We start from the raw sequence: 13,017 nt of genomic DNA, 5'->3' as shown, positions 1-13,017 counted from the left end.
GGAAGTATGGAATGTGGACTCCTTTCAAATTATAACTTCCGAGCAAATGCTAGCTGAAGGCTACGAATACGAAGGTGCTTATTCAGGAGATAGAATTCTGCTTTTCCATAAACGAGTAGAAAACCAAGAGGCTTCGGTTGCAGCCATGGGGCTATTGCCATCTCAAGAAAAATCGGATTAGCAAAGAGCTATTAATCGTATATACTCGTTTCTTACTTGCATTTTTATATAAAATGCAGTTGTTTAATTACTAGATGAGAAACGAGCAGAATGATAGTTTGATAATAAACAAGTGTTTTCTATTTTAAATTTAAGGGAAGAAAATTAATATAATTTATTAGCTTTATACTAATTTGTGGGGTTAATAAGAAGTTGCTTTCCTCTTAAAAATCTAGCAGGAACCCAGTATGCCTTATCATTTGACCAATCATCCGAGAAAATATGATTTATCTTATAAAGATATAGGACTATCTTTAATCACAGGCTTATCAGGAGCTCCTTACGCTAGCCGGCATTGGCAGCTCTCTAACTATGCCAAAGCTAAGCATTGCTTAGGCCATCGTTTGATTGCCTGTATAGAAAGTATTCCTTTTGCAGGCGCTTTGGCAGCTATCCTCGAAAGAATTATTGTTTTTATCCAAGAAAAGCTTTTAAAAAATGGCGTGCTAACCAAGCATAAAGCCGGTACTTCACCTTCTTGCCATGCTATAGGTAACACTCTTGCGGTTTCTCACCTAGCTAGCACTAGTTCCCCTCCCCACGACGAGACATCTATATTAGGATTACTCGATAATGGCCAGTACAGCTTGCAAGATAAGCGATCTAGAGAGATGTACGAGCGCAAAGAACCGCAAGAACTACAGGGGTTGCTTAGACAATCTATCGAGAATATCGCAAGCATTTATGAGGTTTCTAAAGAATTAAGCAAGCCTTCTAAAAGCAAGCAATATTCTCTGTTGGTCTCAGAGGTAGAAGAAGAAGTAGCTAAAATAAAAATCCTCGGTAAAGTTTTAACCGATAAAGATCAGGTGGTAGAGAGTAAGCAGATAGAAGACCAAGAGAAGGTTCTTAAGCAGATGTATAAAGATATGCCTTTGGGAGAAAGCGTTCTACTCCGATCGGATATAGAAAGAATGAAAAGTTTGTCACGTCGTCCCGCAGAAAAGACTTACACTACTTCTTGCGGAACATTTGAAAATCCTAATGTTTCTTCTTTGGAATTATCCCGTTGGTTTTCACCCTATATATATGAAGGAAACTACGAATGCTTCAGCTGTATGCATAGAGAGCATGATATAGTAAAGGAAAAAAACTTTAATAGAATGTTTACTTGCATTGGCTTGGATAAAAAGGAAGAACAAAGAAAAATAGAAAGAAAGCTTTATAATGGCACGCCCTCCTTTTGGAAAAATATTCAATCTTCCCTTTTTTCTATCGGTCAAACTCTTTTATCTAATGAAGCTGAAGAAAAAAAAGAGACTCAAGCATTAAGTTTGCCCTCCAAAGATGCACGCGAAGCAGGATTTATAAGCCTCCCTACCAAGCCCATAAGCAATTATCAGATCAAGCAGCAAAAGGTACTAGCAAAGCTTGCACAAGATTTGCCGGCGATGATGGAAGTATGGAATGTGGATTCCTTTCAAATTTTAACTTCAGAGCAAATGCTAGCTGAAGGCTATGAATATGAAGTTGCTTATTCGGGACACAGAATTTTGCTTTTCCATAAACAGGTAGAAAACCAAGGGGCTGGGATGGAAGCCATCAATCCTCTGCCACCTCAAGATTAATCATGAGCGGTCACAGGGGGACCAGATTTACAAGTCATACTTTATAAAACTAACTTATTCGCTTTTGCTTGTCCGTGCGAGCAGACTGAATGCAGGGCTTATTAGGTTAAGCAGTGTCATCTACAATTTCACTACTTTAGCTTCTGACAGACTCTGTTTATTCTTTTAAAACAACATCAAGCGTGAAAAATTGGAGACATAGGATAAAGATTTTCTATCATGAATAATACGCTTTTAATCTACTCCTTATGCAGTCACGTACTTTATAAAATCCCTTTTGCTAAGCAGAGGGATGTCTTTCAGAAGGTTGGGTAGGTAGACTAAGTTTTTTTAAAGCGTATAATTTCTAAGAGGAGGAAAAGTAGGCTACAGTAAAGAAAAGAAGACAGCGCTTTTTTTCGCTGTCTTCTGAAAGGCCGACATCTATTTTTTATTGTCATCAATAATTTCTATGTCTGCTTCCTCTATCGTCTCTTCTCCATTGCCTTGCTTCTGAGATTCTTGCTGCTCAGCACCAAAGCCAGCTCCTGGGCCACCTGCCGTAGACTGCCCATAGGAAGCATCAGGGCCGCCTGCGTGTCCTGCCTTTGCTATGGCTTCCCCAATATGTTGCATTTGGGTTTCCAGTTCTTGTTTAGCTGTTTTTATACGCTCGATATCCACGCCTTCTAAAGCTTTTTTAATAGCCTCGATTTTGCTTTGGATCGTATCGACAAGATCTTTAGGTAGCTTTTCTTTATACTCTTCGAGTGATTTTGCCGCACGGAATGAGAGGGAATCTGCTTCATTGCGAATTTCCACTTCTTCCTTGCGCTTTTTATCTTCTTCGGCATGAAGTTCAGCATCTTTAAGCATACGTTGAATATCGTCTTCACGTAGCCCTGATTGAGCTTCGATACGAATTTTTTGCTCTTTACCACTCGATATGTCTTTTGCAGAAACATGCAAAATACCATCCGCATCGATGTCAAAAGCTACTTCGATCTGTGGAATACCTCGAGGAGCTGGTGGAATATCACTCAAGTCAAACCGTCCTATTTCTCGGTTATCATTGGCCATCTTACGCTCACCTTGCAGAACACGGATTGTTACGGCAGGTTGATTGTCAGCTGCGGTAGAGAAGATCTGTTTCTTTTGAGTGGGAATAGTAGTGTTTCGCTCCACTAGAGGAGTCATTACGCCGCCCATAGTTTCGATACCAAGCGTTAGAGGGGTAACGTCGAGTAAAAGTACATCTTTTACCTCGCCTGTCAAAACTCCACCTTGGATTGCTGCGCCTACAGCGACCACTTCATCGGGGTTAACACCTTTATTTCCTTCTTTGCCAAAAATGTCTTTCACCACCTCTTGCACAGCAGGCATACGAGTCATTCCACCTACGAGAATAATTTCGTTAATGTCCTCTTTTTTTAAGCCAGCATCTTTCAAAGCTTTTAGGCAAGGCTCTTTAGTACGCTCGATTAGGTTATGAGCTAAGCTTTCTAGTTTCGAGCGAGTTAAGGTTAAAGACAAGTGTTTAGGCCCAGTAGCATCCATGGTGATGAAGGGCTGATTAATCTCTGTCGATTGGGTGCCAGAGAGTTCAATTTTCGCCTTCTCGGCTGCATCACGTAAGCGCTGCAAAGCCATCTTATCATTATGCAGATCGATGCCATTTTCTTGTTTAAAGGTATCAAGAATCCATTTAAGAATTTCGTTATCAAAGTCATCACCACCCAAGTGAGTGTCACCATTGGTGGCTAGCACTTCGAAAACACCATCTCCTATTTCTAAGATCGAGATATCAAAAGTGCCTCCTCCTAAGTCAAATACCGCGATTTTTTTATCACTCTTTTCTTTATCTAAACCATAAGCTAAGGCAGCGGCGGTAGGTTCAGGGATGATACGTTTAACATCTAAGCCAGCAATACGACCGGCATCTTTCGTGGATTGGCGTTGAGAATCGTTAAAGTAGGCAGGAACTGTAATCACAGCTTCCGTTACTTTTTCTCCCAAATATGCTTCTGCGGTCTCTTTCATCTTAATTAAGATTTGTGCACCCACTTCTTCGGGGCTAACAATCTTATTACCTAATACTTCAAAGACTGCATCTCCATTAGCATTTTTGGTAACTTTATAGGGCACTGTCTTAATCTCAGACACTACTTCATCATATTTACGGCCAATGAAGCGTTTTGAAGATGAAATAGTGTTTTCTGGATTAGTAATAGCTTGGCGTTTTGCAGGAATACCTACAAGGCGCTCATTACCTTTATAAGCTACGATAGAGGGAGTGGTTCTTGTACCTTCAGCATTAGCAATGACTTTAGGAGCTCCACCTTCCATCACTGCTACGCAGGAATTTGTAGTCCCTAAGTCAATGCCTATAATTTTTGATTTTTTTTGAGTCATCTTTAAAACTCCTTATTTGTAATTTGCTATGTGATGGTTTATTTGGCTTAAGGCCTTATGTGAGTGTTATAGCTTTGCTTTCAGAAAAGGCAACACTCACTCAAGCGTTTTCTGTAATCAATTCAACGTTTACTTTCACTTATTCAGTGGTAGAGGAGGATAAATTTTCCTCTATATGCGTCTCAGGACTTGATTTTTTGGCTACTTTTACTCGAGCAGGCCGAATAATCTTGCTACCCATTTTATAACCTTTAGTATTCTCCTCGACGACAGTTCCTTCAGGAAATTCTGTAGTTTCTATCATTTCTACTGCTTCATGATGATGAGGGTCAAAGGGCATTCCTATCGATTTAAAAGCATGCACATCATTATTAGTGAGGGCTTCTTTAAATTGATTAAGTATCATTTTAAATCCTGTGGCCCAGTTATTTACCTCTTCAGACATTTGATCTGTAAAAGACAAAGCCTTCTCCATATGATCCAGGGGAGTAAGAAAATCTACTATCACGCTTTGAATAGCCATCTGCATCATTTCTTGTCGTTCTTTATTTAAACGTTTTCTTAAATTTTCTGCTTCAGCAATCGAGCGCAAATATTTGTCTTTATAATCGTGTATCTCTCTTTTGAGATGCTCGAGTTCAAGATCGCTAATATGTACTGTTTTTGGCTCTTTTTTAGGCTTTGTTTCCTTTTCTAAAGATGGGGTAGATTCATCTTCATCAGGTATATCTTCAATAGTCATTTTTTGCTCCTCTTTTACGTACCATTGTGTTCAATCAACATGAGGGAAGATTCACCCAAAAAGCATGGCTTATCCGGTTGGGTACTAATTGTCCCTCTTTGTGGCTGACGAAATGTGATTTTAAATTTATAAATACTTCGGGTAATAGCCTCGCTAATGTTTTCTGAAAAGTTATGCAATAAGCCAAATAGATGTCGATAGGGCAAGCGTATAGGGCCTAGCAGTCCTATAGCTCCCACACATTGTTTATTAGCATAATAAGGAACGGTAACTACTGAACATTCTTGCGGGCCTGCAGAAAGAAAATCAAGATCCTCGCCTATCCAAAACTTTAAGGTCTCTTTTTTGCTGCATTCTTTTAGCAATAAACGCATGGAAGGAACGTTTTCAAACAAAGAGAGACAGTGGGTAAGCTTTGAGACATCTTGCATTTCGGGATAAGCTAGCAATTTTGAGAAACCGGTGCGATAGATATCTTCATCGGTAAAATTGGAATAGCTAACGACATAGCGTACCATAATTTCATTATAGAATAATTGAGCTAAGTTTTTTTCTTCTTCAGTAAGATTATCGGGTGTGTTGATATCTATCGAGCTAGAGGATTGATGAATACGGTTGAGTCGCCATTGAAAGTATCTTTCCATTCGCTTTAAGGAGAAGGTGCTCATTCGCTTATCAAGAGGCATGATTTCCGTCTGTATCAAGCCAATGCTAGTAAGAATGATACATAAGCAGCGCGTATGATCAATCTCCACAATTTTTATTTGATTGATATAATCTTGATCAAAACGAGGTGCCGATAAAAAGACGGCGCATTTTGCTAGGTGACTTAATGTTTCAGCAGCTTCTTGTAGATAAGAAGCTAGTTCGTGAGTTTCTTTATCTCGAAGTTTTTGAAGTTCATGTTGGTAGGTTTCTGAAGTCTGCTTTGTGGTAGAATGTTCCTGAGCATATAGTCGGAATGCTTGAGTTGTAGGAATACGTCCACCGGAAGAATGCTGTTGAGAAAGATAACCTTCTTTTTCTAAATTCGAGAAATAATTACGAATGGTAGCTGAGCTTAACTCTTCAAAACGAAATTCTTTAAGAGTATGAGAGCCGATAGGTTTACCAGTTTTAAGGTATAATTCAATCAGCCCCATTAAAACTTGCCGCTCACGGTTATGTTTAGCCGATTTTTTTACGGTAATAAGCTTTAACGCTTTCAAGATGTGCTCCTTCCTTTGTGAACTTATGATAATTTATCAGGTATTTGCGATCAAGCAATTTTTAGCAGTTAATGTTTTTAATTGCTAAATTTTAGAAAGTCTTCTTTTCAAGAGAGGAAAAGTATCAATCCCCCCCTTGGTAAGATACACAAAAGGGGGAGTAACAACTTAAGAGAAGAAGTTTATCTAGAAAGGTTTAAAAAAATTTGCTTTAGCTTCTAAAAATTAGGCTCTTCGCTAAATATTTTTCTTAGATGCCGCGCAGCATCTTTGGAAGGAGTAGGGGGCGTGGAGTGAGGAGAAGAAAAAGGAGTTGATGAAATTTCATCTTCTATTTCCCCCTGTAAAATTTGCTCGCTATTCTCCATATTAAGCTCATCATTATATAATACTCTTAGAATTCGAGCGGCATGGGTGGCAGGGGTAGGAGGAACAAGTGGAGGTTTTCTTGGAGGAGTAGCCAGCACTTCATAACTAGTATCCATTCTTATCCGCGGCGTGCTCTCTATAAAGGGAGGAGGAGTAAGTGTAGGCTCACCTTCGCTGCTTATAGAAGGAATGGCTAGAGATTGATTTAATTGCTGAATCTCAATTGCCTTTTCTTGCAACGTAGTTGTTAAGATGTTAACTTCATTTTGCAATTCTAGGTTCCTAGCAGCTAACCGTTCGACCGTCTTGTTTTTTTTATAGACTTCTACTGCCAATAAAGCACACACTCCTGCTGCAGTTGCTATAATTTTTTCAGAAGAAAATGCTATAAATTTTGCTTCAAAGTTATTTAAAATCCTAGGGTCATTCAGGGTGATCTGCTCCTGCTTAATACATTTAATGGCTAGTAGAACAGTAGCTGCGGTCGCCCCAAATATTATCGTTTTTACTGTAAAGGAATAAAAATTTTTCTTAGGATTTGAAGGCGGTTGAGGCGAAGCGGCTAATGGAATAGCCGCAGAATCATTCTGCGAAACCTGGCTATTAGGTATAAGGCTTGACATTTTTGCTTTTCCTTTATTTAAAAATGCTTTTTAAGGATATAAGAAACTGTTAAAGAATAAAAATCTATTGCAGGAATAAAACATTAAAATTTTTTTGTTTTTTGCCTAAGACAGAGCTCTAAATGCTTAAAAAAGATTGGCTCTATTTTCGTTCGGATTATTTTATTGCATTTACCATCTTATCGATTGCTACTAAAACTTCTTCTTTGCTGGAATTTCTTTCCATCAGGTGATAGATTTTATTTCGCAGTTTATCAATGAAATCTTTTGTACCTTCTTTAACTTCATGAACATAGGCTTTAGCTTTGCTCCTGACCTCTTCAACCTCATGCTCTTTATCTTGAATAGCAGTTTTTAATGCCTGAAGCTCTTCAGTTAGCTTTTCAATCTTGGCAACATACATTGGATTCTCAACGGATGTATTAGCACTTAGATGCTCTGCCACAGTAGCGGAAGAAGTAAGAGTAGGGGTAACATTTTCATCGCTTGAGGGGTTTTCACTTAATCTTTTTTCTAACTCTTCTTGCCTAGCTTTTAAGCTTTGTATTTCTTCCACTTGATGTTTTGACAATTTCATCGTGTTATCTAAATTTTTTCTTAAAAGCCCAATTTCTTGTTCTTTTTTGGCTAAGCTGTCTTGTGCAATATCAAGTTTTGATTTTGTCTCTTTTAACCTAACTTCAACTGCCCTCTTCTCATAATCGGCTTTAGTGAGCTTCTTCTTCATTTTTTCTATCTCTTTCTGCGTTTCCGAAAGCTTTTTTTCTATCTCTGTTTTCGCTTTCTGAGTGGCATGAAGTTCATTCAGTGCCGTTTGCGCGACCTTGAGATTAGACTCAGAATTTGAAGAATTTTTTACTTCTTCTATTTCCTTTTCTTTGTCAGCAACTATTTTCTTTGTTTCTTCAAGTTGTTGTTGGAGGGCTTGAGTCTCTTCCATTTTAATGCCCATTTTAGCCTTTATTTCATCAATCTGTTGATTAAGCTCACCTATTTGCTCTTCAGCTTTGGCTATAGCCTCTTGTGCATATTGAAGTCTTTCTCTCGATTGGTGAGTTTCTTCGTTGCTAGTTCGAATTTCTACTTTTAGTGCATCTATTTGTTGATTAAGTTGAGCTATTTTTTGTTTAGCAACTTCATCTTCATGATTAATAGGCTGATTTCTTAATTCTTCTATTTGTTGATTTAAAGCATTATTAGCTTGAAACAAAGTTTTAACTTTTTCTGTAAGCCTCTTAACCAGGTTAATTAATGAAAAAGGAACTTTAAGGCTGCTGGCTAGAATGGTAGAGATAAGTGTTCCTGTTAGCGCGGTAGTAGCGCAGGCCCCTGCAATCACAGGAGAAGCAAAAATGAAGGCCGCTACGGCTGCTGCGGTAGAAGCTATGATTGCCAGGCTGCCAAAGCAGATAGTAGCTACTCGGCGACCCTGCATATTTCCTGGAGATTCCTTTCTTTGGGTGGAGGGCTCTCCATCTCCTAGGTATAAAGCTTGTAAAGCGTTATTTATTACTTCTTGTGTCATTTTGTTTCTCCTTAGAAAATTCAGCGTAAAATGACCTTAAGTTTATAAGTGTACTTAGGTTTTTTTACAAGAGGAATATGATTTAGTTAGGGAAGATAACTTTTTAAAAGGGAGCCTATCTATTATTGTTTAAATTTTCTGCTTGCTTTTTATTCTCTAAAAGAACAAAGTATTTGGCTTTATTTTTTTATTTGTCGAAGAATATAATAAGAAAAGCAGCTTGAAGGCAGGTCTTGCTGGATAAAGCAAGACCTTAAAAGAAAGATAAAATGATTAGCCTTTATTGCTTATTTTTTCATATTAAGAGAGGCAAGACATTGCTCGACAAGAGGGATAATCTTTTTGTTAGCTTTTTTATTTTCTTCTAATTTAGCCTTAAATTTTTCTAAAAGTTCTGCTTGATCTTTAAAGTAAAGCAGCCGTTCATTTTTAAGTTTTTGCGTTTCTTGCTTAAGCTCCTCTAGCTCATTTTCATTGGTAACCAAGGCGTTATTCTGTTTTAATTTCTGCCTCAAATTTTCAATTTCTGATTTAAAAGCTTCATATTTTTTAAATATTAGGTTATTAAAATTGATATCGATCCATTCAATAGCAGAGTCTCTTGCTTCACTGCTAACTTTACTGCCTAATGCTAGGATATTCTTTTTTAATACACCTAATATATGGAGCTGCTGATCGATAGAAAAGGTTAAGGCCATATCTTTGGCTTTGAAATACTGTTTCAAATCTTCTTCCATTTCAGGAGTAAAGTGTAAAGGAGAAGCTTGGGTAGCAGGTTGAGAAGATCTCTCTTGAGCAAATCTTACTTGCTTCTCGCTGGAGGACTTATCTTCCGGATGTTTAAGTTTTTCATCTTTAATTTTTTCTACTAAGGTAGCATTCAGTTCTTTCAAGTTGATAAATTCATGACTTAATTTTTCATTCTCTTGGCGAAAGCTCTGGATATTCTTTTGGAGCTCTACTATCTGCTTTTCTTTGGTCTCTACGTTGGAGACTTGATTCTGAATTTGTTTTCTCAGCGCTTCTAATTGCGCTTTCAATGCCGCATTTTTCTGAGCTATTTCTTCAGAGTGCTGTTGAGACTCTAACATTTTTTTAACCGCTTTTAATTTCTCTTGCAGGTCAAAAACCTCATTTTCTTTTTGTTCTAACAATTTCTGATGGGCGTTTTTAAGTTGTTCAAAGTCAGCATTTTTTGCTTTCAAGCTATCTTCTAGCTGTTTTTTTTCTTGAATAAGTTGCTCCAAGGCGGCCTGCAGCTTTACCTTTTCCTTCTCCTGTACCTCTACTTTAATTTTTTCTTTGCTATTTACTGGCCCCTGGGTAGGAACTGTTGGTTGAGGGATGTTTTTTTGTAGTTCTTCTAACTGTTTTTGGACCTTGTCTAATTGTTTGCTTAGCTCTAGGATTTTAGCTTCTTTTGCTTTTATCTGAGTCTCATAATCATCTTTCATTCGTTGCTTCGTGCTTTCTGCCTCTAACAAACTTTTGTTTAGATGCACCAACTTTTCCTTTATATCTTTTACTTCGCTTGTATGCTTGTCTAGAATTTTTGCTGGATCCTCTAATTTCTCTTGGGTCAATAGCGAGGGTGTTTTACCTTCGCCTGCATGAAGCTCTGCATCGAATTTTTTAATGTTTTGATTTTCCTCTGCCTCTGCATTGGCCTTTAGCCGATTGAGTTCTTGAAGTTGGTTTTCAAGGCGAGCAACTTGGGTTTTAAGTTCAGTATGCTTTTTTAAATCTTCACCCGAAAGATTTATACGAGTGGCGGAAATAGTAGCTAAGATTGTTGTCACTAATGTTGTGGCCGCTATAGCAGCTACCAAGTAAGAAGAAAAAACTGCAGCTGCAACAGCTGTGACTGCTGCCACGCTTGCTGTAATTCCTAAAGTGGCGAGTGTAAAAGTCTTGCCTCTGTTCATTGAACCAAACTGAACTGGCATATTTTTTTTATTTGCTAAAGGTTGTCTTTCCATAGCTGACTCTACAACTCTAGCTTTTGTAACGGTAGGCGCTGACATTTCTTTTCTCCTGGGTAAACGTAAGTTTATTTATAACAACAATTTATAAAATGAGAATGTTTTTTTTACAACATATTTTATTAACATTAAATTAAAAGAATATATGCCGAGATACGATGCTAAATAGAGGGAAGTAGAAAAATTAGTGAGAGAGGATAAGAAAGAAGGTTAAGAGCTCTTTTCTTTACTTGTAAGCTTTTAATACAATAATTTTAAGTAAATGAATTAGCTTAAGAAGACATTAACCCCCCCTTTTTTAAGTTATCAAAATTTTTTAGCTTATGCTTGCTTTTAAAAGAGGAGTTAAATGAATAAGCCTACGTGCTAATATCAGGCCGGCTTAGATAGAAGACAAGGTTTAACTTTTCAGAAGACGTAACCCATTTAGTCCTACTATTACAGTGCCTCCTTCATGCATCAATACTGCTAGCCATAAAGGAATGAATCCAGCAATAGAAGGAATAGTAGCAATAAAAATAGCTGCAATAGCTATAAAAAGGTTTTGCTTGACAACTCGCTGAGTTCTTTTCGCCTTAAGAAAAAGCCAATCGAGTCGTTCAATATTATCTTGCAACAACACAATATCAGCGGCTTCAACAGCTGTAGTCGTTCCTACTTTTCCCATGCAAATGCCTACAGTTGCGCGTGCAAGAGCAGGGGCATCGTTAATGCCATCGCCCACCATTGCCAAACCTTCTTTTTCCGCCAGCTGCGCTACATGCTTAAGTTTATCTTCCGGTTTCAAATTAGCATAAAAAGAGGAGATGCCAAGCTCTTTAGCAATGCGCTCAGCACTATAGGGATGATCACCGGTCAACATAACTAGTTTTAAGCCCATCTTTTGGCTAAGATTCTTTAAAGTGCTTTGAATGCTAGGTCGTATTGTATCGAGAAAGCGGAATAATACTAAGTGCCTACCAGCTAGAAGAGGGGAGACAAGTTCACCCTGATTTTGCAATTCCTCACATTTATCTAATAAAGTTTTAGCCTGAATAGGGTTTAATTTTCCTGCAATAAATTCAGGGTGCCCAATGAGGACAGAAACCTCTCCCTCAGGTAGAATAACGGTTCCTTCAAGACCACTGCCGGGGATAGCTTTAAAATTTTTAAGCTCGAGAGGTAAAGTTTTAGTGTGATGAGAGTAATCCAAGATAGCTTTGGCTATAGGATGTACGGCATTTTTTTCCAGAGCAAAAGCGATGCTAAGGGCTGTAGCTTTATCAATTCCTTGATCCAAGCTTTCTATAGCTGCACAGGTAAGCTCTCCTGTGGTTAAAGTACCTGTTTTATCGAAGGCTATCTTATTACAAGAAGCTAAGGCATCTAAAATGACTCCTCCTTTTAGCAAAATGCCGCGCTTCGCACAAGCTCCTACGGCACTTAGATAAGCAATAGGCATAGCTATAATTAAAGCGCAGGGCGAAGCGGCTATCAAAAAAGCTAGGGCTCTATAGACAGATCCTTCCATTCCTAAAAAAGGGATAGAAAGTAGGTATGGCAAAATGAGTACGAAAAAGGCGGATAAACAAATGATAGAAATAGCATAGCGGCGGCTAAACTTATCAAACCAGCGTTGAAGTTTGGGTTTAGTATCCTGCGCTTGAGTGACCAATTGAATGATTTTGGCTAAGGTCGAGTCTGAGCTAGTTCTTAGCACTTGCAAAACAAGAGCTCCATCTAAGTTAGTGGCCCCAGCCGGTACTTCATTTCCAACCTTTTTCGTCACAGGAAAATTTTCGCCTGTCAGATGGACAAGGTTTACGCTTGAAATGCCCTCAATCACTAAGCCGTCTAAAGGTACCACTTGACCCGATTTAACTAGAATAGTTTCGCCTACCTGGATTTCATTGATAGCTCTCTCTAGGAGAGTCCCATCTGCCTGAACTATACTAGCTTTGGTAGGAGAGAGTTTATGCAAAGCGCTGATAGCGCTTTTAGCTTTTTCTGTGACCGCTTGCTCCATAGCACCTGATAGAGCAAAAAGAACAAGCAGTAGCCCTCCTTCCATTTCGCTTCCAATTAAAACGGAAGAAAAAGCCGCTAACGTCATCAAAATATCAATATTTATATCTAAATTAGCTAGATCCTCAAAAGATTCGATTAAAGCAGGAATGCCTGCTAGAAAATAAACTATAACTAGTAATAATGTAGATAGGGAATGAGTAACCTTAAACCAGGAAAATGCAAAAGAAATAGCGAGTAAAATAGTAGCTGCTATTGAAGCCTTTAAAGTAAGATTGACTCCCCACTGACGACTTGTGGGCTTAATGAAAGGGCTTGAAGTTTCAGGAGAATCCAATTCAAAAAATTCTCCAAAAGAAGGTGTATGGGTTTTGCTAGCATGCATA

Annotated in this window: 9 protein-coding genes; 2 read left to right on the top strand and 7 right to left on the bottom strand. The window is 38.2% G+C overall.

Features of this window, described 5'->3' with window-relative positions; genetic code table 11:
- On the top strand, nucleotides 1-181 hold a 181-nt coding region (locus tag NEOC65_RS04820), incomplete at its 5' end, for a hypothetical protein (RefSeq protein ID WP_213155942.1).
- 226 nt (nucleotides 182-407) lie between these two features.
- Entirely contained in the window at nucleotides 408-1,787 is a 1,380-nt protein-coding gene (locus tag NEOC65_RS04815) for a hypothetical protein (protein ID WP_213155941.1), read from the top strand.
- Nucleotides 1,788-2,210: 423 nt separating this feature from the next.
- On the opposite strand, the gene dnaK is transcribed toward NEOC65_RS04815, so the two are convergent.
- From dnaK to NEOC65_RS04780, 7 genes are all read right to left on the bottom strand, one after another.
- On the bottom strand, nucleotides 2,211-4,178 hold the full coding sequence (gene dnaK, locus NEOC65_RS04810; RefSeq protein ID WP_213155940.1) for a molecular chaperone DnaK: 1,968 nt from the start codon (nucleotides 4,176-4,178) through the stop codon (nucleotides 2,211-2,213).
- 139 nt (nucleotides 4,179-4,317) lie between these two features.
- Nucleotides 4,318-4,920 (bottom strand): nucleotide exchange factor GrpE, encoded by a 603-nt coding sequence (locus tag NEOC65_RS04805; RefSeq protein WP_166157155.1) that lies wholly within the window; start codon nucleotides 4,918-4,920, stop codon nucleotides 4,318-4,320.
- Nucleotides 4,921-4,934: 14 nt separating this feature from the next.
- The gene (hrcA, locus tag NEOC65_RS04800) at nucleotides 4,935-6,128 is read right to left on the bottom strand and encodes a heat-inducible transcriptional repressor HrcA (RefSeq protein ID WP_213152302.1); all 1,194 of its coding nucleotides are present in this window, start codon (nucleotides 6,126-6,128) and stop codon (nucleotides 4,935-4,937) included.
- A gap of 218 nt (nucleotides 6,129-6,346) precedes the next feature.
- A complete protein-coding gene (locus NEOC65_RS04795) occupies nucleotides 6,347-7,120 on the bottom strand; it encodes a hypothetical protein (protein ID WP_213155939.1) in 774 nt (257 codons plus the stop codon).
- Nucleotides 7,121-7,277: 157 nt separating this feature from the next.
- Nucleotides 7,278-8,645: a coiled-coil domain-containing protein gene (locus NEOC65_RS04790; RefSeq protein ID WP_213155938.1), complete on the bottom strand. Its 1,368-nt coding sequence runs from the start codon at nucleotides 8,643-8,645 to the stop codon at nucleotides 7,278-7,280.
- 287 nt (nucleotides 8,646-8,932) lie between these two features.
- Nucleotides 8,933-10,669, bottom strand: coding sequence for a coiled-coil domain-containing protein (locus tag NEOC65_RS04785; RefSeq protein ID WP_213155937.1), 1,737 nt, complete (start codon nucleotides 10,667-10,669; stop codon nucleotides 8,933-8,935).
- Nucleotides 10,670-11,027: 358 nt separating this feature from the next.
- Nucleotides 11,028-13,016 carry a heavy metal translocating P-type ATPase gene (locus tag NEOC65_RS04780; RefSeq protein WP_213155936.1) on the bottom strand — a complete coding sequence of 663 codons (1,989 nt, stop codon included), beginning with the start codon at nucleotides 13,014-13,016 and terminating at the stop codon, nucleotides 11,028-11,030.
- Between the last annotated feature and the right edge of the window lies 1 nt (nucleotide 13,017).

Origin of the sequence: Neochlamydia sp. AcF65 (genome assembly GCF_018342435.1) — a bacterium.
In the GTDB taxonomy this organism is placed as follows: domain Bacteria; phylum Chlamydiota; class Chlamydiia; order Chlamydiales; family Parachlamydiaceae; genus Neochlamydia.
Note: the sequence above shows the minus strand (reverse complement) of the source record. Positions and strands in the feature narration are given on the sequence as shown.